The sequence below is a fragment of the Solibacillus isronensis genome (assembly GCF_023715405.1).
Lineage (GTDB): Bacteria > Bacillota > Bacilli > Bacillales_A > Planococcaceae > Solibacillus > Solibacillus isronensis_B.
In genome coordinates this window covers 2,192,886-2,214,821 of record NZ_JAMBOC010000001.1, presented here as the reverse complement: position 1 = coordinate 2,214,821, position 21,936 = coordinate 2,192,886, and the positions used below count along the sequence as shown (strand labels likewise).

The 21,936-nt window shown below is 39.4% G+C and carries 25 protein-coding genes; all 25 read left to right on the top strand.

Annotated features, from left to right (window positions below; genetic code table 11):
* Window positions 1-27 precede the first annotated feature (27 nt).
* Window positions 28-525, top strand: coding sequence for a manganese efflux pump (locus M3166_RS11020; RefSeq protein WP_251689861.1), 498 nt, complete (start codon window positions 28-30; stop codon window positions 523-525).
* Window positions 526-535: 10 nt separating this feature from the next.
* Entirely contained in the window at window positions 536-994 is a 459-nt protein-coding gene (locus M3166_RS11015; protein ID WP_353056561.1) for a low molecular weight protein arginine phosphatase, read from the top strand.
* Window position 995: 1 nt separating this feature from the next.
* Complete coding sequence (locus M3166_RS11010; RefSeq protein ID WP_251689859.1) at window positions 996-2,288, top strand: methyl-accepting chemotaxis protein; 1,293 nt, start codon at window positions 996-998, stop codon at window positions 2,286-2,288.
* Window positions 2,289-2,579: 291 nt separating this feature from the next.
* Complete coding sequence (locus M3166_RS11005) at window positions 2,580-2,939, top strand: c-type cytochrome (RefSeq protein WP_251690050.1); 360 nt, start codon at window positions 2,580-2,582, stop codon at window positions 2,937-2,939.
* Between the two features lie 290 nt (window positions 2,940-3,229).
* Window positions 3,230-3,670, top strand: coding sequence for a ribose 5-phosphate isomerase B (rpiB, locus tag M3166_RS11000; protein ID WP_008404461.1), 441 nt, complete (start codon window positions 3,230-3,232; stop codon window positions 3,668-3,670).
* Window positions 3,671-3,684: 14 nt separating this feature from the next.
* A complete protein-coding gene (locus M3166_RS10995; protein WP_251689858.1) occupies window positions 3,685-4,239 on the top strand; it encodes a TIGR01440 family protein in 555 nt (184 codons plus the stop codon).
* Between the two features lie 67 nt (window positions 4,240-4,306).
* Entirely contained in the window at window positions 4,307-5,551 is a 1,245-nt protein-coding gene (gene glyA / locus M3166_RS10990; protein ID WP_251689857.1) for a serine hydroxymethyltransferase, read from the top strand.
* Window positions 5,552-5,771: 220 nt separating this feature from the next.
* Window positions 5,772-6,401, top strand: coding sequence for a uracil phosphoribosyltransferase (gene upp, locus M3166_RS10985; protein ID WP_251689856.1), 630 nt, complete (start codon window positions 5,772-5,774; stop codon window positions 6,399-6,401).
* A 109-nt stretch (window positions 6,402-6,510) separates the two neighbouring features.
* Window positions 6,511-7,665: a non-hydrolyzing UDP-N-acetylglucosamine 2-epimerase gene (wecB, locus tag M3166_RS10980; RefSeq protein ID WP_251689855.1), complete on the top strand. Its 1,155-nt coding sequence runs from the start codon at window positions 6,511-6,513 to the stop codon at window positions 7,663-7,665.
* A 613-nt stretch (window positions 7,666-8,278) separates the two neighbouring features.
* On the top strand, window positions 8,279-8,650 hold the full coding sequence (locus M3166_RS10975) for an ATP synthase subunit I (protein WP_251689854.1): 372 nt from the start codon (window positions 8,279-8,281) through the stop codon (window positions 8,648-8,650).
* Between the two features lie 30 nt (window positions 8,651-8,680).
* Window positions 8,681-9,406 carry a F0F1 ATP synthase subunit A gene (atpB, locus tag M3166_RS10970; RefSeq protein WP_251689853.1) on the top strand — a complete coding sequence of 242 codons (726 nt, stop codon included), beginning with the start codon at window positions 8,681-8,683 and terminating at the stop codon, window positions 9,404-9,406.
* A 78-nt stretch (window positions 9,407-9,484) separates the two neighbouring features.
* Window positions 9,485-9,709 carry a F0F1 ATP synthase subunit C gene (atpE, locus tag M3166_RS10965; RefSeq protein WP_008404451.1) on the top strand — a complete coding sequence of 75 codons (225 nt, stop codon included), beginning with the start codon at window positions 9,485-9,487 and terminating at the stop codon, window positions 9,707-9,709.
* Between the two features lie 167 nt (window positions 9,710-9,876).
* Complete coding sequence (gene atpF, locus M3166_RS10960; protein WP_251689852.1) at window positions 9,877-10,398, top strand: F0F1 ATP synthase subunit B; 522 nt, start codon at window positions 9,877-9,879, stop codon at window positions 10,396-10,398.
* Window positions 10,395-10,931, top strand: a complete 537-nt coding sequence (locus tag M3166_RS10955; RefSeq protein WP_008404449.1) for a F0F1 ATP synthase subunit delta — start codon at window positions 10,395-10,397, stop codon at window positions 10,929-10,931. The genes atpF and M3166_RS10955 overlap by 4 nt, the downstream gene beginning before the upstream one ends.
* A gap of 29 nt (window positions 10,932-10,960) precedes the next feature.
* The gene (gene atpA, locus M3166_RS10950) at window positions 10,961-12,469 is read left to right on the top strand and encodes a F0F1 ATP synthase subunit alpha (protein WP_008404448.1); all 1,509 of its coding nucleotides are present in this window, start codon (window positions 10,961-10,963) and stop codon (window positions 12,467-12,469) included.
* Window positions 12,470-12,568: 99 nt separating this feature from the next.
* The gene (gene atpG / locus M3166_RS10945; RefSeq protein ID WP_251689851.1) at window positions 12,569-13,426 is read left to right on the top strand and encodes an ATP synthase F1 subunit gamma; all 858 of its coding nucleotides are present in this window, start codon (window positions 12,569-12,571) and stop codon (window positions 13,424-13,426) included.
* Window positions 13,427-13,475: 49 nt separating this feature from the next.
* Window positions 13,476-14,891, top strand: coding sequence for a F0F1 ATP synthase subunit beta (atpD, locus tag M3166_RS10940; RefSeq protein ID WP_008404446.1), 1,416 nt, complete (start codon window positions 13,476-13,478; stop codon window positions 14,889-14,891).
* A 23-nt stretch (window positions 14,892-14,914) separates the two neighbouring features.
* Window positions 14,915-15,322, top strand: coding sequence for a F0F1 ATP synthase subunit epsilon (locus tag M3166_RS10935; protein ID WP_079524653.1), 408 nt, complete (start codon window positions 14,915-14,917; stop codon window positions 15,320-15,322).
* 127 nt (window positions 15,323-15,449) lie between these two features.
* Window positions 15,450-15,692 carry a DUF1146 family protein gene (locus tag M3166_RS10930; RefSeq protein WP_251689850.1) on the top strand — a complete coding sequence of 81 codons (243 nt, stop codon included), beginning with the start codon at window positions 15,450-15,452 and terminating at the stop codon, window positions 15,690-15,692.
* Between the two features lie 366 nt (window positions 15,693-16,058).
* On the top strand, window positions 16,059-17,360 hold the full coding sequence (murA, locus tag M3166_RS10925; protein ID WP_251689849.1) for a UDP-N-acetylglucosamine 1-carboxyvinyltransferase: 1,302 nt from the start codon (window positions 16,059-16,061) through the stop codon (window positions 17,358-17,360).
* Between the two features lie 420 nt (window positions 17,361-17,780).
* Complete coding sequence (gene spoIID, locus M3166_RS10920) at window positions 17,781-18,683, top strand: stage II sporulation protein D (protein ID WP_251689848.1); 903 nt, start codon at window positions 17,781-17,783, stop codon at window positions 18,681-18,683.
* 49 nt (window positions 18,684-18,732) lie between these two features.
* Window positions 18,733-19,386: a M23 family metallopeptidase gene (locus tag M3166_RS10915; protein ID WP_251689847.1), complete on the top strand. Its 654-nt coding sequence runs from the start codon at window positions 18,733-18,735 to the stop codon at window positions 19,384-19,386.
* A 149-nt stretch (window positions 19,387-19,535) separates the two neighbouring features.
* Window positions 19,536-19,802, top strand: a complete 267-nt coding sequence (locus tag M3166_RS10910; RefSeq protein WP_008404436.1) for a sporulation transcriptional regulator SpoIIID — start codon at window positions 19,536-19,538, stop codon at window positions 19,800-19,802.
* Between the two features lie 191 nt (window positions 19,803-19,993).
* On the top strand, window positions 19,994-20,986 hold the full coding sequence (locus M3166_RS10905; RefSeq protein ID WP_251689846.1) for a rod shape-determining protein: 993 nt from the start codon (window positions 19,994-19,996) through the stop codon (window positions 20,984-20,986).
* A 70-nt stretch (window positions 20,987-21,056) separates the two neighbouring features.
* Window positions 21,057-21,899 (top strand): flagellar hook-basal body protein, encoded by an 843-nt coding sequence (locus tag M3166_RS10900; protein WP_251689845.1) that lies wholly within the window; start codon window positions 21,057-21,059, stop codon window positions 21,897-21,899.
* The last annotated feature ends 37 nt before the right edge of the window (window positions 21,900-21,936 follow it).

Here is a 21,936-nt window from a genome sequence, read left to right as displayed (position 1 = left end):
ACAGCGCTTAGTGGAAGAGGGGAATAGATGCAAGAAGTAGTTGCCGGGATCTTAATGTCGTTCGATGTCGTTGCACTGTATTTAATTGCTACAAATGTTAAGGCAAAATGGTTATTAGCTTTATGGACGGCATTTTTACATATGCTTTTTCCATTACTCGGTTACCGCTTTGGGGAATGGCTTGCCGTCTATTTAACAAACTGGGCATCAGGCCTTTCTACACTGTTATTGTTTTTTGTTGGACTGCAATTACTGCTCTCGAAGAAAGATGAAAGTTTTCCGGCAATGTCTTTACCGATAATTGCGATTTTTGCAAGTGTTGACACCTTTTCAGTTAGCCTTTCTTTTGGTATGCTAAATTTACAAAAATATGTTTTTGTTATCAGTGCTGGCCTATCAACATTTATATTGTCATATGCGGCATTGATAATAGCGCAAAAATCACCAATTTTTAAAAATAACGCATTAAAAAAAGTAGCAGGAATCCTCCTGATTATTATGAGTGTAATGCTACTAAAATGGTAAACTAGAGGGTGTGAGGAACATTAATATTTATTTTATTTGTACAGGCAACACATGTAGAAGTCCTATGGCAGCAGCAATTTTACAAGCAAAAAACTATGAGAATATTACTGTGCGTTCAGCAGGTATTTATGCGCACGAAGGCAGTGACATGTCCCTGAACGCAAAGGAAATATTACACAGAAAAAATATTGCGCAATCGCACCGTTCATCTCAATTTACGGTAGAAGATGCACAATGGGCGGATTTAATTTTAACGATGACGACCGCTCATAAAGAAATGGTCATCCGTTTAGTAGAAGAAGCGGCACATAAAACGTTTACGTTAAATGAATATGTTGCGATGGAAACAGGACTTGATATTCAAGATCCATTCGGTGGAAACCTGCAAGTATATGAACAAACATATGAGCAATTGAACGAAGCAATTAACAAGCTGGAAACTAAATTGAAGTTGGAGGATAAAATTTAACATGGACTCTCAGAAAAAGATCTTTAGTTTGCGCCGGAAGCTCGTATTGTTTGTCGGGATATTAGCGCTGATTACCTACACTTGCAGTTTTGTATTTATCGAATATTTACACCCAATGTTTTTTGAAACGACTAGCACAAGCTTATTTCAGATTATTACCTATTTATTAGGAATCTTTTGGTCATGTGCATTAGCAGCTGTATTTGGTTTAGTCATTGTTCGCCCTTTACAGCAATTGGAGCGCAGTGCAAACCATGTAGCGGAAGGTAAAATCGGACAAGATGTCGAAATGCCGAAAACAAATGATGAAATCCGCTCTGTAGCAGAGGCATTCCAAACGATGGTGTTTAATTTGCGTAAAATGGTAAACGGCATCGAAGACAATTACAAGTCAACCGATGAAACGATTTTGAAATTGTCGGAAGAAAGTATCTCTGTTACGAACAATGCCGAGCAAATTACAAGCAATATTAGCCAAATTTCATTAGGGGCTGAATCTTCGGCAGTTGCCATTCAAGAAACAGTGGAAGCAATTGAAGAGGTTCGCACATTAGCCGCGGAAGTGAACAATAAAGCACTACATACGGCAAGTCGCTCAAAAAATCTTTTGACAAACTTAACATCTACAACGGATTCGATTCATGGTGTTGTAAACAGTATTAAAAAAATCGCAACCGATAATGAAAATTCATTAGTAAATATTCGCGAGCTGGAAAAAAATGCTGAGCAGATTGAACGGATTATAGGTTTAGTAGGCGATATCGCAGGACAAACAAATTTACTTGCTTTAAACGCATCGATTGAAGCTGCACGAGCAGGTGAGCATGGGAAAGGCTTTGCGGTTGTTGCAGAGGAAGTCCGTGGTTTAGCGGATGAAAGTGCAAGTGCTGTGCAGGGGATTACAACATTGATCCACACGATGCAGCAAAATGTTTCGGTAGTAGTAAAACAGATGAACGAACAAGTATCATTTGCGGTAAATGAATCATCACGTGTTTCTGAAACAACGTCAGCAGTTGAAGGTATGACAAAATCTGTTTATGAAATGGCCGAGGATGTTGTCCAAATTTCAGAATTAGTCGCACAGCAAATGAAAAATATTGAACATACGTCACATCAATCACAGGAAGTGGCGGCAATTGCAGAGCAAACTTCTGCAAGCGCTCAGGAAGTAACATCCGCTTCACTGGAACAGGCCGAAGCGATCAAGCAAGTAGAAGAACTGGCGAGCAATTTGAAACAACAGTCTGCAGAGCTGTATCGAATGATTCAACAATTCGACCGCACACAGTAGATCGGAATATAGGTTTAAAATACCTGATGGATAAACGGACATGTTTATCTGTTGGGTATTTTTATTTCGTTCGTGAGTGCATTTCAATGAAGTTTTCTAATATAAAGGGAAGATTGTCTAATTACCGTGTTAAAGTTCTAATAATATGTCGATCTTCTAATATCCGAAGCGAATGTTCTAATAAACAATACCAAGCTTCAAAATCATGTACACGTTTCGAAAACAAAAAGCCTGGGTATGGTACACTATTGTTTACAATAATTAGTCCTGGGGGGATTTATATTGAACAAAATGAAGTACTGGCTACTGATGGGTGTAGTCGTAGCGGGTCTTGCTGGATGTGGAGACGCAGAGGATGCGGATACGACAGATTCAGTTGACTCAACACCGGCCGAATCCACTGAATCATCAGGAGGAACGGATTCAGCTGAAACTACAGATGTCTCAGCAGGTGAAAAAGTGGCAAATGCCAGCTGTGTAGGGTGTCATGGCGGAGATTTAACGGGAGCAATGGGGCCGGACTTAACGAAAACTTCTTTATCAAAAGAGGAAATTGTTGATGTCCTAGTCAATGGTAAAGGTGCAATGCCGTCGGGTACAGCAGATGGGGAAGAAGAAGCGGTAGCCGAATATATTTTATCATTACAATAACTGTTGAAGACCTGCTCTAATCTGAGCGGTCTTTTTTATTGGGAACTAATTGCTCAAAAGCCTTTTTAACTTAACAAACTTACGTAAAGCTGAACATTGAAGTGATTTATAATAGAAAAACAAGAGAATATCATCGAAATGTTAACGATAAGGTACGATTATTCACTTAATATTCGTCTTTATGCATGTATTTTGAAAGTTATTCGGAAAAGACGTGTTATTCTTCCGGAATAAATGGTACACTGATGGTGAATATAATAAGTAATAAAATCAAGGCAGGAGGGATCTTCATGAGAATTGCAATTTCTTCAGATCACGGCGGTAATAATTTACGTAAAGAGATTATGTCACTACTTGATGAAATGTCAATCAGTTATGAAGACTTTGGTCCACAAACGGACGAGTCAGTAGATTACCCGGACTATGCACGTCCAGTAGCTGAGAGAGTAGCTGCAGGGGAATTTGACAGAGGAATTTTAATTTGCGGGACTGGAATTGGAATTTCGATTGCTGCAAACAAATTTAAAGGGATTCGTTGTGCACTTGTACATGACGTGTTCTCGGCAAAGGCGACACGTTGTCACAATGACTCAAACGTTTTAGCAATGGGTGAGCGTGTAATCGGTCCAGGGCTGGCACGTGAGATTGTTGCAACTTGGTTGGATACACAGTTTGAAGGCGGTCGTCATATTCGCCGTGTTGAAAAGATAACTGAAATCGAAGAAGGGTAACAGATGGTGATTCAATGATAAACTTACACGATTTGCAAAAAGATTTAGCGCAAGCATTATCCGAATTTGAGCAACAAGTGAAGTTTTCTGAAGGTCAGCTATTTGTCATCGGCTGTTCCACATCGGAAGTGATGGGTGAGAAGATTGGAACAGCTGGTGCATTCGATGTAGCGCAAGTTCTATACAAAGAATTTTCAATATTCGCGCAAAGACATAAAATTCACTTAGTTTTCCAAGGCTGCGAGCATATTAACCGAGCGCTGACACTCGAGGCTGCAGCTGCTAAAATGTACCATTTAGAACCTGTTTCGGTCATTCCGGTCCGTACAGCAGGTGGCTCTATGTCTGCATACGCTTTTACACAAATGGATGAGCCTGTAATTGTGGAAACCATCCAAGCACATTACGGGATTGATATCGGTCAAACATTAATCGGCATGCACTTAAAAGCGGTTGCTGTGCCTTTACGAACATCTGTTGAGCAATTAGGCGATGCAGTCATTACGTTAGCGACAACACGTCCGAAACTTATCGGTGGAGAACGTGCGCAATATACTGTAACACCTTAACGTTACATATATCATTTTGAATTGGAAACTCCGATCGAATCGGAAGTACATTTAGGGGGATTTGAAAATGGCATTTGAAAAATTAGCAGGACAAGACAAGGCAATTTTAGACGCAATTTTATTAGAGAAAAAACGTCAAAACACAAACATCGAACTAATCGCATCAGAAAACTTCGTATCGGAAGCTGTAATGGAAGCACAAGGTTCATATTTAACAAATAAATATGCGGAAGGTTACCCTGGCAAACGCTATTATGGCGGTTGTGAACATGTAGACGTAGTGGAAAACATTGCGCGTGACCGTGCAAAAGAATTATTCGGTGCAGCATATGTTAACGTACAGCCACACTCAGGTGCACAAGCGAACATGGCAGTTTACCATACAATTTTAAAACCGGGTGATACAGTACTTGGTATGAACTTATCACACGGCGGTCACTTAACACATGGTTCACCAGTAAACTTCTCAGGTATTCTTTATAACTTCGTAGAATACGGTGTAACTGAAGATACTAACTTAATAGATTATGAAGATGTTCGCCAAAAAGCGTTGGAATCGAAGCCGAAATTAATCGTTGCTGGTGCATCAGCTTATCCTCGTGCGATCGACTTTGCAAAGTTCCGTGAAATCGCGGATGAAGTTGGCGCATATTTCATGGTTGATATGGCGCATATTGCCGGCTTAGTAGCAGCAGGCGAGCACCAAAATCCAGTACCGTATGCAGATTTCGTAACGACTACAACTCATAAAACGTTACGTGGTCCTCGTGGCGGTATGATTTTAACTAATGATGGAAAATGGGAAAAAGAATTAAATAAATCAGTATTCCCGGGTATTCAAGGTGGTCCATTAATGCATGTCATCGCTGCAAAAGCAGTATCTTTCGGTGAAGCATTACAACCGGAATTTAAAGATTACGCAAAACAAATTAAAGCAAATGCAGCTGCACTTGCAAAATCTTTAGTTGATGAAGGTGTTGAAATCGTTTCAGGCGGTACAGACAACCATTTACTTCTATTAAATGTGAAATCTTTAGGTTTAACAGGTAAAGTTGCTGAGCATGTACTGGATGAAGTAGCAATTACAACAAACAAAAATACTATTCCATTCGATACAGAATCACCATTCGTAACATCAGGTATCCGTGTAGGTACAGCAGCTGTAACTTCTCGCGGTTTCAAAGAAGAAGATGTAATCGAAGTAGGTAAAATTATCGCTTCAGTTCTTAAAAACCATGAAGATGCAGCAGTAAAAGAAGAAGCACGCAAACGTGTTGAAGCTCTTACAGCAAAATATCCTTTATATGCATAATTGAGTTTAAGCCTTCTATTTACAATATGTAGATAGAAGGCTTTTTTATTAGAAAAAATAACGAATAGATAGGCTACTAAAGCAAATCCTAATTGAAGATATATTTGTTCTATTTTTGTATTATAAAAAGGGCAATTTTTAAAACATTCCTATCATAGTTTTCGTTAACTTTATTTTCTGTTATACTGTTTTAGATAAACAACAGTTAGGAGATGTCAACGTGAGTAAAGTATACGTATTTGACCACCCATTAATCCAACATAAGTTAACTTATATTCGAGATAAAGAAACAGGAACAAAAGAATTCCGGGAGTTAGTTGATGAAGTAGCAACATTAATGGCTTTTGAGATTACTCGGGATTTACCGCTGGAAGAAATTGAAGTGGAAACACCTGTTACGAAGGCGAAAGCGAAAGTATTATCTGGGAAGAAAATGGCGATTGTCCCAATTCTACGTGCGGGTATCGGAATGGTAGATGGCGTATTAAAATTAATTCCTGCTGCAAAAGTAGGTCATATTGGTCTTTACCGTGATCCGGAAACATTAAAGCCGGTAGAATATTATGCGAAACTTCCAGCAGATGTTGAAGAACGTGACTTCATTATTGTTGACCCGATGTTAGCAACGGGTGGTTCAGCTGTAGAAGCGATTAATTCACTGAAAAAGCGTGGCGCTAAAAGCATTAAGTTTATGTGTCTGATCGCAGCTCCAGAAGGTGTCGAAGAAATTCAAAAAAATCACTCAGACGTAGATATTTACATCGCATCTCTAGATGAAAAATTAAATGATCATGGCTATATCGTACCAGGCTTGGGTGATGCCGGGGATCGTTTATTCGGAACAAAATAATAAATAAACGAGACGTCCGTAAGCAGTTGCGGGCGTTTTCTATTAATACGGCAAGTATACTAAACACTTGCAGAAAAAATTAATTATAGATTAGACAAGGAGAAGAATAATGACGAAGAAGTTTAAAGTTATGACGATTTTTGGAACACGTCCGGAAGCAATTAAAATGGCACCACTTGTGCTGGAACTGGAAAAGCATCCGGAACAAATTGAATCGATTGTTACTGTAACGGCCCAGCACCGTCAAATGCTTGACCAAGTGTTGGAAACTTTTGAAATTACACCGGATTATGATTTAAATATTATGAAAGACCGTCAAACATTAGTAGATGTAGCGACGAATGCACTTTTAGGACTTGATCGAGTAATGAAAGAAGCGAAGCCTGATATCGTGTTAGTACATGGTGATACGGCGACAACTTTTGTTGGGAGTCTGGCGGCTTTCTACAATCAAATTGCAATTGGCCATGTGGAAGCAGGACTTCGTACAGGTCAAAAATATTCACCTTACCCTGAAGAGATGAACCGTCAGTTAACAGGTGTAATGGCAGATTTGCATTTTGCGCCAACTGAGCAATCTCGTGCAAACCTGTTAAAGGAAAATAAACCGGCAGAAGCAATTTTCGTAACTGGTAACACGGCAATTGATGCATTAAAAACAACAGTCAGTGATCATTACACACATCCGGTTATTGAAAAAATCGGTTCAGATCGCATGATTTTACTAACAGCACACCGTCGTGAAAATCTAGGTGATCCAATGCGCAATATGTTCCGTGCAATTATGCGTCTATTGAACGAGCATGATGATGTTCAGGTTGTTTACCCGGTGCATATGAATCCTGCAGTACGCGAAGTTGCAAATGAAATTTTAGGGGACAACCCACGTGTTCATTTAATTGAACCGTTGGAAGTATTTGATTTCCACAATTTCGCTGCCCGCTCTTACATGATTTTAACGGATTCTGGCGGTGTTCAAGAAGAAGCACCATCGTTAGGGAAGCCGGTGCTGGTTTTACGTGATACGACAGAACGTCCTGAAGGGATTGCAGCAGGTACATTAAAACTTGCGGGAACAGATGAAGAAGTTATTTACAAGATGGCAAAAGAATTGCTAGTAAATGATGAAGCTTATGAAGCAATGGCACATGCATCGAATCCGTATGGAGATGGATTTGCTTCAGAGCGTATTGTGGAAGCATTATTGAAGTTTGCTCAAAAACAGTTAGTAGAAGAAATTATCGAAAAAGCAGAGACTCGATAATCCAAAAAATTACTGAAATTTACTTAAAAATGAAATTGACAACAGGAATTAGCGTTTTCCTCCTGTTGTCAAGTATTAAATTCGTTATTATTGCCAAAAAATTTTTTCTTGGATACAAAAAATGAAACGACATGGAAAAAACGCATGAAATAGCGAATTTTAGCGTTAGTGAAAAAATGCAAAAAATATTTGTGCATAACTATACACAAATTTGTCAACAATTTGACAAGGAATGTATCTATGTGAAGTTTTTCACCATTACTAATTGACATCAAAAACCCCCTATTGTATGCTTACAAAGGGTAAGAATGATAAGAGTTTCGCCTAGTCAAAAGACGTTGAAACGCTTGTTATATCAAGTTTCTACTAGATTGACAGTTGAAACGAAACTCGTCAATTTGCAACGTTCTATGCGCCTGGATGAAGTCCGTTAAGATTAAGAGACATTTAGAAGTATGAAATGAATGTTCACTATGGAATTTTCCTGAGGTGGAAATTATTTACTACTTGTAACGGCCTCTAATTTTGTAGTGCATTTACTACGTTTTAAATTCATTTAATGGTCGATGAACACTTTCTTTACTCGAAAAAAGTTTCAGGAGATTAACTGCCAATGCTAAATTTGCATCACGTTTTTGCAATGCAGAAGAAAGCGTTCTTTTTTTTGCTTGCTGTTTGTACGTTAGGCTGGGGATTTTCGCCATATGATTCGATATTTGCTGGTATAGCCCTAGGTGCGTTCTTTGGTACGTATAATTTTTGGATTTTACTTCGACGTATGGAAAAATTTGACCGTTCCATTAGTGAAGGGACAAAAGTAGCATCTATCGGTACAGCGCTTCGCTTTGGATCAGGTGTTGCCGCAGTCGCAATCGCAATATCGTTGCCACAATATTTTCACTTAATAAGCACGGTCATTGGGCTGATGATTCCGTACATCTTTTTAGTAGTAGAAAGAGTAGTACATCATATAAAAAGCCACTAAGGTGCATTTGAAAGAGAGGTGAATGCAAAAATGGATCATACAGCTCCAGAGCTACATTTGGATTTAGGCTTTATGACGCTTACTTTCAACTTATCTACAGTACTAACTCTCTTAGTAGCTGCAGTCATCGTATTTATTATCGCGTTTGTTTCAACACGTACACTTGCGTTAAAACCGACTGGTATGCAGAACTTCATGGAATGGGTTATGGATTTCGTGAAAAATATTATTAAGAGTAACATGGACTGGAAAACTGGTGGACGCTTCCACATTCTAGGGATTACATTAATCATGTTCATTGCAGTGTCCAACTTACTTGGTTTACCAATGGGTGGTATTGCTTACGGCAGTGATTTATGGTGGAAATCACCAACAGCCGATCCAGTCGTAACAATGACATTAGCTTCGATGGTTCTAGTATTAACACAGTATTACGGCGTGAAAATGCAAGGTACAGGCGGTTATGCTAAAACATTCTTCCAACCAATGTCGTTTATGTTCCCGTTAAAAGTTATTGAAGAGTTTGCAAATACGTTAACTCTAGGTCTACGTCTATACGGTAACATTTATGCCGGGGAGATTTTACTAACGTTACTTACTGGTTTAGCAGTTTCAAGTGCGTTTGGTTTCTTCGGTGCAATCGTACCAATGATGGCGTGGATGGGATTCTCGATTTTCATCGGGTTTATCCAAGCTTTCATTTTCACTATGTTAACGATGGTTTACATGGCTCACAAAGTGAGTACAGACCATTAATTATAAGTTTCCGCATTCAATGTAGTGCGGTAATTTGAACCAAAAAAAAATTACAACATCCAAGGAGGATATTATCAAATGGTAGGTTCAGTAGGTTTATTAGCAGCAGCAATCGCAATCGGTTTAGCAGCACTAGGTGCAGGTATTGGTAACGGTTTAATCGTTTCAAAAACAGTAGAAGGTATCGCTCGTCAACCAGAAGCACGTGGCGCACTTCAAACTACAATGTTCATCGGGGTAGCGTTAGTAGAAGCATTACCGATCATCGCAGTAGTAATCGCATTCATCGTAATGAACCAATAGTCTTCATTAAGATTATTAAATCCAGTGGCGAAGTAGACTTCTTTTGAAACCCTTCGCCATTAGTTTTGTGTATAAAAGATATACCCTTTTTATTTAATATTAAATATGAACAAAAAGTATGACAAAATATAGATTTTATTCAAGCTCTTGAAGGGAGTGAAACAATCGTGTTTTTAGACTATCTTGTACTAGGTGCAGGCGCTAGTGGCATTAACTTAGGTGATGCTCTTGCGACTTTAGTGATTTTCTTAGGTTTAATGGCACTTCTTAAAAAGTTCGCTTGGGGTCCTTTAATGGGTATCATGCGCGAGCGTGAAGAGTTAGTTGCGAGCGGTATCGATGCAGCTGAAAAAGCTAAAAAAGAAACACAAGCACTATTAGAAGAACAAAAGAGCCTTCTTAAAGAAGCTCGCACTGAAGCGCAATCAATTATTGAGAACGCTAAAAAGCAAGGCGAAGCAACTCGCGAAGAAATCGTGGTAACTGCACGCGCTGAAGCGAACCGTCTAAAAGAATCTGCTGTTCGTGATATCGAAGCAGAAAGAGAAAAAGCAATCGCTGCTGTACGTGAAGAAGTAGTTTCATTATCAGTACTTGCTGCGTCTAAAGTTCTTGGGAAAGAAATTTCTGAAGCAGACAATAGCGCATTAATTAAAGAAACGATTGCGAAGGCAGGCGAAGCGAAATGAGTCAATCGACTGTAGCAAATCGCTATGCTCAAGCAATTTACGAATTAGCATTAAGCAACAACCTTCTTGCAGAAGTAGGTGCAGATTTACGTGAGATCAAAACAGTATTGGCTACGAACGAAGAGTTTATGGCCTTACTTACTGCTCCGAAAATTTCTACTGATCGTAAGAAAGAGCTTATCGCTCAAATTTTAACGGGTGCACAGCCAATCGTTGTAAATATGGTTCAATTCTTAATTGAAAAGAAACGTTTAAATGAATTAACAGCTGTAGCAGACCAATATCAAGCATTATCAGCTGCCGCTCAAGGCACTGCAGATGCAAAAGTATACTCAACGCGTGAATTAACAGATGGCGAACGTGCAGAAATTTCTGCTGCTTTCGGCAAGTTAGTCGGCAAAGGGCAACTTAACATTACAAACATTATCGATGCGTCATTAATTGGTGGCGTACGCGTTCAAATCGGCAACTATATTTTCGACAGTACTGTAGCGTCTAAGCTAGAGGACTTAAAACGAACATTAGTTGGCTAAATCTTAAGAAATGTGAGAGGTGAACATACATGGGCATCAAAGCTGAAGAAATCAGCAGTCTGATTAAACAGCAGATTGAAGGTTATCAATCGGAATTAAAAGTAAGCGAAGTAGGTACAGTTATCACTGTTGGTGACGGTATCGCTCGTGCTCATGGCCTCGACAACGCCATGGCTGGAGAGCTTTTAGAGTTCTCAAACGGTGTTATGGGTATGGCACAAAACCTAGAAGAAGGTAACGTTGGTATCGTAATTTTAGGAGACTACCTAGGCATCAAAGAAGGCGATGAGGTTCGTCGTACAGGTCGTATTATGGAAGTACCAGTTGGTGAAGCACTAATTGGCCGTGTTGTAAACCCACTTGGTATGCCAGTGGATGGATTAGGTCCAATCAACACAACAAAATCTCGTCCAATCGAAAGTCCAGCTTTCGGTGTAATGGCACGTAAATCAGTACATGAGCCATTACAAACAGGTATCAAAGCGATTGACGCTTTAGTACCAATCGGTCGTGGTCAACGTGAGTTAATCATCGGTGACCGTCAAGTTGGTAAAACATCTGTAGCGATTGATACAATCTTAAACCAACAAGGCGAAGATATGATCTGTATCTACGTTGCAATTGGTCAAAAAGAATCAACTGTACGTAACGTAGTTGAAACTTTCCGTAAGCACGGTGCATTAGATTACACAATCGTTGTAACTGCATCTGCATCACAACCAGCTCCATTACTATACCTTGCTCCTTTCGCAGGTGTATCTATGGCAGAAGAATTCATGTTAGATGGTAAGCACGTATTAATCGTGTATGATGACTTAACTAAACAAGCATCAGCATACCGTGAACTTTCACTTCTTCTACGCCGTCCTCCAGGTCGTGAAGCATACCCTGGTGACGTGTTCTACTTACACAGCCGTCTACTTGAGCGTGCTGCGAAGTTAAACGAAACATACAAAAACGGTTCGATTACAGCGCTTCCATTCGTAGAAACGCAAGCGGGCGATATCTCTGCATATATCCCAACAAACGTAATCTCAATCACAGATGGTCAAATCTTCTTACAATCTGACTTATTCAACTCTGGTGTACGTCCTGCGATCAACGCTGGTTTATCAGTATCACGTGTAGGTGGTTCTGCTCAAATCAAAGCGATGAAAAAAGTAGCGGGTACATTACGTCTTGACTTGGCAGCATTCCGTGAGTTAGAGTCATTCGCTCAGTTCGGATCTGACTTAGACGCAATCACACTTGCTAAATTAGAGCGTGGTAAACGTACAGTTGAAGTTTTAAAACAAGACTTAAACAAACCACTTAAAGTTGAAAAACAAGTTGCGATCCTTTATGCATTAACTAAAGGTCACTTAGATGATATTCCAGTACAAGACATCGTTCGTTTCGAAAACGAATTCTTAAGCTGGTTAGATACAAACCACACAAATGTTTTAGATCATGTTCGTACAACTAAAGAACTTGCTCCAGACGCAGAGTATGTTGAAGCTATCAATGCGTTCAAAAAGACTTTCGCTAAATCTGAGTAAGAATTGAACGGTTTTTCACGCACAATACTGTAGCGTGAAAAACTGGACAACTCTTTTTTAATAAGAGCTTGATAAAAATCTAAAGGTGGTGAAATACCAGTGGTAAACTTACGCGAAATTAAAGGTCGTATTAACTCTACAAAGTCAACGAAACAAATTACGAAAGCGATGCAGATGGTTTCTTCTTCAAAGTTACGTCGTGCAGAGCAAAACGCTAAGTCTTACGTTCCATACATGGAAAAAATCCAGGACGTAGTAGGCGCAATCGCAACAGGTACAAAAGACAGCGGACATCCAATGTTAACTTCTCGTCCTGTTAAGAAAACAGCTTACTTAGTCATCGGTTCTGACCGTGGTCTGGCAGGTGCTTACAACTCAAGCATCTTACGTCAAGTTCAAAGCACTATTGATAAACGTCACAAGTCTAAAGATGAGTACGTAGTTTTAGTAGTAGGTCGTGTTGTTCGTGATTACTTTGTAAAGCGTGGACACAATGTTATCGCAGATGTCGTTGCTCTACCGGACCAACCGTCATTTGCTGATATTAAAGAAATCGCTCGTAATGCTGTTGGTATGTTCATTGATGGTACGTATGATGAACTTTATATGTACTACAATCACTTCGTATCTGCAATTCAAAACGAAGTGACTATGAAAAAAGTTCTTCCTCTAACTGATATTGCACCTTCTTCAAGCAATGCTTCTTATGAATTTGAGCCATCAGGCGAAGCCATTTTAGAAGTATTACTTCCACAATATGCGGAAAGCTTAATTTACGGCGCGATTTTAGACGGAAAAGCGAGTGAACATTCAGCGCGTATGACAGCAATGAAAAACGCTACAGACAATGCAAACGATCTTATTGCAGACCTTTCTCTACAATATAACCGTGCACGTCAAGCGGCGATTACACAAGAAATTACAGAAATCGTTGGTGGAGCTGCTGCCTTAGAATAGGGCGCACTCACCAATGTCGTATAAGAATACGATAGGAGGGTACAAAGTAATGAACAAAGGACACGTTCTTCAAGTAATGGGTCCAGTAGTAGACGTAAAGTTTGCTAATGGTCAATTACCAGCAATTTATAACGCATTAACAGTTACAATTGAACGTCCTAACGAAGCTCCGACTACTCTTGCATTAGAAGTAGCGCTTCACTTAGGTGACGATTCTGTTCGTACGATTGCCATGTCATCTACTGACGGTTTACAACGTGGAGCAGAAGTAACAAACTCAGGAGCACCAATCTCAGTACCAGTTGGTGAAGCTACATTAGGTCGCGTATTTAACGTACTTGGTGAAGTTATCGACTTAGGTGAAGAAATTCCTGCTGAAGTTCGTCGTGATTCAATTCACCGCGAAGCTCCAACATTCGATGAATTATCAACTACTGTAGAAATCCTAGAAACAGGTATCAAAGTAGTAGACTTATTAGCACCATACATCAAAGGTGGTAAAATCGGTCTATTCGGTGGTGCCGGTGTAGGTAAAACAGTATTAATCCAAGAATTAATCAACAACATCGCACAAGAGCACGCAGGTATTTCTGTATTCGCAGGTGTAGGTGAGCGTACTCGTGAGGGTAACGACTTATTCTTCGAAATGACAGATTCAGGCGTAATCAAACAAACAGCGATGGTATTCGGTCAAATGAATGAGCCACCAGGAGCACGTATGCGCGTAGCTTTAACTGGTTTAACAATGGCTGAGTTCTTCCGTGATGAGCAAGGTGCAGACGTACTTTTATTCATCGACAACATTTTCCGTTTCACACAAGCAGGTTCTGAGGTTTCTGCCCTATTAGGTCGTATGCCTTCAGCGGTAGGTTACCAACCAACACTTGCTACAGAAATGGGTAAATTACAAGAGCGTATCACATCTACTACTAAAGGTTCTGTAACTTCAATCCAAGCGATTTACGTACCAGCCGATGACTATACTGACCCGGCTCCGGCTACAACTTTCGCCCACTTAGATGCTACAACTAACCTTGAACGTAAATTATCTGAAATGGGTATCTATCCAGCGGTAGACCCACTAGCTTCAACTTCTCGTGCATTATCACCAGAAATCGTTGGACCAGAACATTACGCAATAGCTACTGGTGTTCAACGTACAATCCAACGTTACCGTGAACTGCAAGATATCATTGCTATCTTAGGTATGGATGAGCTAGGTGACGAAGATAAGAAAACAGTTGAACGTGCTCGTCGTATCCAGTTCTTCTTATCTCAAAACTTCCACGTAGCAGAGCAATTCACTGGTCAAAAAGGTTCTTATGTACCTGTAAAAGAAACTGTTCGTTCATTCAAGGAAATCCTTGATGGCAAATGGGATCACTTACCAGAAGATGCTTTCCGTCTAGTTGGTTCTATTGATGAAGTAGTAGCGAAAGCTAAAGAAATGGGCGTACAAGTCTAATTAGCTGACGAGGAGGAAAAAATATGAAGACAGTTACAGTCAATATTGTCACTCCCGACGGCTCAGTATACGATTCAGAAGTAACGATGGTAATCGCTAAAACGACTTCAGGTGAAATTGGTGTCTTAGCTGGCCATATTCCTATGGTTGCTCCACTTACAATTGGTTCTGTGAAGCTTAAAAAAGCAGACGGCACTACAGATGTCGCAGCGGTTAGCGGTGGTTTCATTGAAGTTCGCCCTGAAAAAATCTCGATTTTAGCTCCTTCTGCAGAAGTTGCTTCTACGATCGATGTTGCCCGTGCTAAAGAAGCTTTAGCTCGTGCTGAAGGTCGCCTTCAAAAGAAACAAGATGACATCGATTTCCAACGCGCGGAATTATCTTTAAAACGTGCGATGAATCGTATCAATGTTCATGAGGGTAATATCTAATGTTTAACAAGCGGGCAGATTCTTTCTGCCTGCTTTTTTATAGTCATGAAAGAATTATAAGAAGTTAAACAGTTTGGAACACAAATCGCCATCATTTGGGGTAAGGTGTTTAAAAGGAGCGGGGAAAATGGATTTATATGTCGAGGCAGGCCAACAAGCAATCGTTAATGTGTTAGCATATATTATATTTATAGGAATTGCCCTTTATGCATTACAAGGACTAAGAATCGAACAATTATTTAAAAAAGGTAAGACTTTTCAAATTCAGCTCTTTTACATTTTGTCGAGTATTGTTATTGGTTCAATTGTAGCGGATTTCTTTTTAAACTTTTTAAGCTGGTCGCAAACGATTCCCTATATTTTTAATTAGTACAGGAAATAGATGCGGTTTTATTTCTTGTAAAGGGGAATAAACGTTTGTTTTCCACTACAAGAAATAAAAATTTCCTAGGAAATAAGAGGTTTGTAAAGTTACATGATTTGGGTAGTTATTTTTAGGAAAGTACTTTTTTGTGAAAATTTGTCTATTCACACTAAATAGTTGCGCTGCGTATTATAATTTAATAGCCTTTTCAAACAAATTAGATTAAAATAGTAATTTGGGTGCTTGAATTACCGCCCTAATAAATGTAGTATATTTTTGTGTGTAAATTGAGTCAAATGAAGTTTAAAATAATTTAAGTTTAATTGAACTTATTCCTTTATTATATGAGAATTGAATTCGGAGGGACGAATTGTGGAGAGAATTATTGTTACTGGAGGTCAGACACTAAAAGGCACAGTACGCGTTGAAGGCGCAAAAAATGCTGTATTACCGATTTTGGCTGCTTCTCTATTAGCTTCTAAAGATAAAAATATGATTAAAGATGTACCAAACTTAGCAGATGTCGGTACGATTGGTGAAGTGTTAAAAAGTTTAAATGCGATTGTCGAATATGATGTCGAGAAAAACGAAATGATGATTGATGCCTCTATGAAGCTATCTAGTGAAGCACAATTTGAGTTTGTAAGTAAAATGCGTGCATCCATTTTAGTAATGGGTTCATTATTAGCACGTAATGGCTATGCACGTGTAGCATTACCAGGCGGCTGTGCAATTGGATCTCGTCCAATCGAACTTCATTTAAAAGGCTTCGAAGCTATGGGTGCAGAGATTTCCTTTGGACATGGTTATGTCGAAGCAAAAGTAAAAGGTGAACTAAAAGGCGCAGAAATCTATTTAGACTTCCCAAGTGTTGGGGCTACTGAAAATATTATGACAGCAGCATCTTTAGCAAAAGGGACGACTATTATTGAAAATGCAGCGAAAGAACCTGAAATAGTAGATTTGGCAAACTTTATTAACGCAATGGGTGGCCGTGTCATTGGTGCCGGTACTGATACAATTCGTATCGAAGGCGTTAAAGAATTAAAAGGTTGCGAACATTATATTATTCCAGACCGCATTGAAGCTGGAACATTTATGGTAGCGGCAGCAATTACTCGCGGAGATGTATTAATTGAAAACGCTGTACCAGAGCATATGACAGCACTAACTGCAAAAATGCGTGAAATGGGCGTAGAAGTTATTGAAGAAGATGAAGGCATCCGTGTGCGCGCAAATGACCCATTAAAAGCGGTTGATATTAAAACAATGCCACACCCAGGTTTCCCGACAGATATGCAATCACAAATGATGGCATTAATGTTAACGGCAAACGGAACAAGTATCATCACGGAAACAGTTTTCGAAAATCGTTTTATGCATGTTGAAGAATTCCGTCGCATGAATGCAGACGCAAAGATCGAAGGACGATCTGTATTCATTGAAGGTGGCAAAAAACTTCAAGGTGCCGAAGTATCAGCGACAGATTTACGTGCAGCAGCAGCACTAATTTTAACTGGCCTTGTATCTGAAGGCGTAACTCGTGTTACAAAGTTACACCATTTAGACCGCGGCTATGTGGATTTCCACAAAAAACTAGCTTCTTTAGGTGCAATGATCGAGCGCATCGATTTAGAAGAAGAAGTGTTACAAGAAATCGTTGTGACAGTTTAATAGCTAGATTCATATAAACATATAAAGCATTCAGGAAGCGAGATTTGGGCTTACCGGATGCTTTTTTGTTTATGAAGGATAGGGTTTCCGGGAATTAGAAGGTTTTGACGAGAAAGTAGAACGGTTAGGGCTGAAAGTAGAACAAAGCGCTTTGAATGTAGAACGTTTACAGGGAAAAGTTTAATGTTTCCGTTTGAAAGTAGAAAGGCGCCGTGAATTAGAAAGTCCTAGCGCGAAAGTAGAACAACTCCGTTGGAAAGTAGAACTCGCCGCTATTAAAGCAGAACGATTCCTTCCGTAAGTAGAAACCTTGCACCGCTCTATCACCCGAGAACCCCTCCTAAAATCCCATTCCTCATAAACTAGAAATTCTCTCTCCAAATGAACTCATATTCTTATTGCAAGCTCATATACTGTCTCATGAAAAAAATTATCATTTATTTTATCATTGGCGTCCTATTGTTTTTAGTCCCTTTCACGTTAAAGTCTAAGAAACAAAACTCCATTACTGAATCAACGGAATCTACTACTTGTCCTTTATTTATTAAAGTGAATAATACTGACGTTCCGATTGAAGATTATTTAATTGGTGTAATTGCAGGGGAAATGCCGGCAAGTTTTCATGTGGAAGCATTAAAAGCTCAGGCGATAGCCTCCCGGACTTATGTATTGAAGCAGACCGATTATGGGAAAAAGCCGATCCTCACAACGACAGCGCATCAAGTCTACAATGATCAGGAACTACGAGAAGAAAAATGGAAAACTACTTTTGCAGAAAATGAAGAGAAAATAACAGAAGCCGTCAATCAAACTGCCAACCAAATTCTTACTTATAATGATGAACTGATTACAGCCATGTTTCATGCATCATCCTATCAATATACCGAGTCTGCGGAAAACTATAGTGGAAATCCGATCCCCTACTTAACAGCAACCACTTCACCTGAACAATTAAATCAAGAACAGATAACGTATACATTTGAAGAAATAAATAAAAAACTCAAACAGAATTTCTCGAGGGCCCAGCTTCAAAATGCGAAGCTGCAGCGAAACGATACGAACCGCATCGAGCAAATTACCATCCATAAAAAAACATGGTCGGGTAGAGAACTGCGCACACTTTTAAACTTACGCTCCACGAATTTCACATGGGAACCGACAGCGACCGGTATAACGATTAAAACTTATGGATACGGGCATGGGGTAGGGATGAGCCAGTATGGAGCAAACGCGATGGCACAGGGGGGATTAACGGCGGAAAATATCCTTTCTCATTACTATCCATCGACAACATTAAAATCGATAAATTATTGTAAAAAATAATGTTTAACTTTCCAATTTCTTGTACACACTTCCATTTGAGGTGATGAATATGAGAGAAGTTAAACAAAAGCCTTCTCAGAAACCAGTTATGCAAAGACGGTGGTTTTGGCCGGCTGTATACGGTGGTATGGCAGTAATGATTGTGGCAGTTATTTTTAGTTTTAATGCATTGTACGAAAGTCAAAATGAGCAGGAACTGATGGAAGAAGTTTCTGCACCAGCCGACCAGTCGATTGTTCCAACAACAGCGACTGTTACGGAAACTTTGAAGTATCCATTCAAAGAAGAATACTTAAATGAAGTAACGGTTTTGCAGGATTTTTATGACGTCTCAAAAGATGAAGCTACACGCGAAAACTCATTGCTTGTATTTAATCAAGTGTTCACAACATCTACAGGGGTCTCTATCGCAATTAACAGCGAGCCTTTTGAAGTTGTTGCTGCAATGAGCGGAGAAGTGACAGAAGTAAAAATGGATGCATTTACGGGCAACAGCATTACTCTTACACATCCAAATGGTATGCAAACACGTTATAACTCCGTGGCAGATATTCTTGTAAAACAAGGCGATCAAGTTTCACAAGGCGATCAGCTTGCTACTTCACAAGAAAATGAATGGAATCCAAACATTGGCGTTCATTTACACTTTGAAGTAATGGAAGATGGTGTACTGGTGGATCCGAACAAATATTTATCCTTTTGATTATTTAGCAAAATGGATGAATTCGGATATATTTTTAGTAAGTTAACAACGAATCCTGCAAACTACTCCGAATAATTAAGAGCCTATTCACATAAGGTGAAATATTAAGAAGCAAGGCTCTTTAGATTAGAAGTGGAGAGGGAGAGGACGTGCACGAACATATTCGGCAACGCTGCGTTCGTTTGGGTGAACTGTTGGTAGAGACAGGTGAAACCGTGCGTGCACTCGCGAAAATGACGGGATTCTCTAAAAGTACTGTACACAAAGATTTGACAGAGCGGCTAAAACAAGTGAATGAACCACTTGCGCTACAAGTACAACAAGTTTTAACCTATAACAAATCGATTCGCCATTTACGCGGTGGTGAAGCAACACGTAAAAAGTGGATTACAAAGCAACAAGAAAAAAGCATTTAGTCTGTTTTTATAACAACTAAATGCTTTTTTTAGTGATTATTACTTTAGATTTTTACCATTTAAAGCCATTATAAAGGAAAATCCTTCCCACAATATTGATGTAATTCAACACTGTATATGATAAAATAACTAAGATAGACATATATAGAATCGTATACATGTTCAAATGGGCGGAAGGAGAATAATGAAACATGTTTTCTAAAGATATTGGGATTGATTTAGGTACTGCAAATGTGCTGATTCATTTAAAAGGCAAAGGGATTGTTTTGAATGAGCCATCTGTAGTAGCAATCGATAAAAAAACAAATAAAGTATTGGCAGTCGGTGAAGAGGCACGTCAGATGGTGGGACGTACACCGGGGAATATTGTCGCAATTCGTCCGTTAAAGGATGGCGTAATTGCAGATTTCGATGTAACAGAAGCGATGTTAAAACATTTTATCAATAAATTGGATGTTAAAGGGTTCTTGTCAAAGCCACGGATTTTAATTTGCTGTCCGACAAATATTACATCGGTAGAGCAAAAAGCAATACGTGAAGCTGCTGAAAAATCAGGCGGCAAAAAAGTTTATTTGGAAGAAGAGCCTAAAGTAGCTGCAATCGGCGCAGGTATGGATATTTTCCAGCCAAGCGGTAATATGGTCGTTGATATCGGTGGAGGTACAACGGATGTAGCAGTATTATCAATGGGCGATATCGTAACGAGCGAATCGATTAAAGTTGCTGGAGATGTATTCGATAATGACATATTGCAATACATAAAGAAAGAATACAAGCTGTTGATCGGTGAACGTACAGCAGAAAATATTAAAACAACAATCGGTACAGTATTCCCTGGTGGACGCGATGATACTATGGATATCCGCGGCCGTGATATGGTTACAGGCTTACCGAGAACAATCGAAATCAATTCAGAAGAGATTGAGCACGCATTACGTGAATCAGTTAGTATGATTGTACAGGCAGCCAAAGACGTACTGGAAAAAACACCACCTGAATTATCGGCCGACATCATTGACCGAGGCGTTATTTTAACAGGCGGCGGTGCGTTACTGCATGGGATTGATCAGCTGTTAATCGAAGAGTTGAAAGTACCTGTATTTGTTGCTGAAAACCCAATGGACTGTGTGGCAGTTGGGACTGGAATTATGCTGGACAATATTGATCGCGCGGTAAATAAATAAGTTATATTACTTATAATTATCAGTTTTTTGCCGATAAATGATAAATACGGCATAATTTGAGGTGAATTGAGTGTTCAAAGGTTTTTATACAGTAGCTACAGGAATGGTTGCACAACAACGTAAAACTGAAATTTTAACGAATAATATGGCCAATGCCAATACACCTGGCTTTAAATCAGACCAAACGACAATTCGTTCTTTCCCGGATATGTTGATGTCGGCAGTAAATTCGACAACAATTCCGACTGAAAACGGGTTTACAGTAAAGAATCTTAATCCGGTTGGTGCGGTGAATGCGGGTGTTTATTTACAGGAAACAATGCCAAACCAAACGCAAGGTCAGATTTATTCAACCGGTTTAAATACAGATATCGCACTTATCAATAGTTCGATGCCCACTGACGAAACATCGGGAAATTCAGGACAAATATTCTTCCGCTTAGAAAATGAATCCGGAACAGAAAGCTATACACGTAACGGGAATTTTACGCTGGACGGGCAGGGGAACTTAGTAAACCCCCAAGGACTATTCGTATTGGATGCAAATGGGGAACGACTGCAATTTGATAACGACAATATTCGCATCAGTTCGGACGGGGCGATTTTTGACGAAAATGATATGCAGATCGGAACATTAGGTGTCGCATTTTCTGAAAACCCTGACGTACTTGTGAAGCGTGACAATGGGTTATTTAATACATTGGATGGTGTCGATCTACCATCTGCCTATGGACAGGCAAATGTACAGTTTTCTATGCAGCAGCAATATTTAGAAGGCTCCAATGTCGATGCTTCTAAAGCAATGACAGATCTATTAACTGCATACCGCGCATTTGAAGCAAACCAAAAAGTGCTGCAGGCCTACGATAAGAGCATGGAAAAAGCAGTTAATGAAATTGGACGAGTTAATTAAACAAGGAATAGCGATTATTTTCATTAGCTGTCGAATT

Coding starts and splice junctions, on each gene's coding strand:
- M3166_RS11020 (WP_251689861.1), top strand. CDS start 28: ATGCAAGAAGTAGTTGCCGGGATCTTAATGTCGTTCGATGTCGTTGCA.
- M3166_RS11010 (WP_251689859.1), top strand. CDS start 996: ATGGACTCTCAGAAAAAGATCTTTAGTTTGCGCCGGAAGCTCGTATTG.
- M3166_RS11005 (WP_251690050.1), top strand. CDS start 2,580: ATGAAGTACTGGCTACTGATGGGTGTAGTCGTAGCGGGTCTTGCTGGA.
- rpiB (WP_008404461.1), top strand. CDS start 3,230: ATGAGAATTGCAATTTCTTCAGATCACGGCGGTAATAATTTACGTAAA.
- M3166_RS10995 (WP_251689858.1), top strand. CDS start 3,685: ATGATAAACTTACACGATTTGCAAAAAGATTTAGCGCAAGCATTATCC.
- glyA (WP_251689857.1), top strand. CDS start 4,307: ATGGCATTTGAAAAATTAGCAGGACAAGACAAGGCAATTTTAGACGCA.
- wecB (WP_251689855.1), top strand. CDS start 6,511: ATGACGAAGAAGTTTAAAGTTATGACGATTTTTGGAACACGTCCGGAA.
- M3166_RS10975 (WP_251689854.1), top strand. CDS start 8,279: ATGCTAAATTTGCATCACGTTTTTGCAATGCAGAAGAAAGCGTTCTTT.
- atpB (WP_251689853.1), top strand. CDS start 8,681: ATGGATCATACAGCTCCAGAGCTACATTTGGATTTAGGCTTTATGACG.
- atpE (WP_008404451.1), top strand. CDS start 9,485: ATGGTAGGTTCAGTAGGTTTATTAGCAGCAGCAATCGCAATCGGTTTA.
- M3166_RS10955 (WP_008404449.1), top strand. CDS start 10,395: ATGAGTCAATCGACTGTAGCAAATCGCTATGCTCAAGCAATTTACGAA.
- atpA (WP_008404448.1), top strand. CDS start 10,961: ATGGGCATCAAAGCTGAAGAAATCAGCAGTCTGATTAAACAGCAGATT.
- atpD (WP_008404446.1), top strand. CDS start 13,476: ATGAACAAAGGACACGTTCTTCAAGTAATGGGTCCAGTAGTAGACGTA.
- M3166_RS10935 (WP_079524653.1), top strand. CDS start 14,915: ATGAAGACAGTTACAGTCAATATTGTCACTCCCGACGGCTCAGTATAC.
- M3166_RS10930 (WP_251689850.1), top strand. CDS start 15,450: ATGGATTTATATGTCGAGGCAGGCCAACAAGCAATCGTTAATGTGTTA.
- spoIID (WP_251689848.1), top strand. CDS start 17,781: ATGAAAAAAATTATCATTTATTTTATCATTGGCGTCCTATTGTTTTTA.
- M3166_RS10915 (WP_251689847.1), top strand. CDS start 18,733: ATGAGAGAAGTTAAACAAAAGCCTTCTCAGAAACCAGTTATGCAAAGA.
- M3166_RS10905 (WP_251689846.1), top strand. CDS start 19,994: ATGTTTTCTAAAGATATTGGGATTGATTTAGGTACTGCAAATGTGCTG.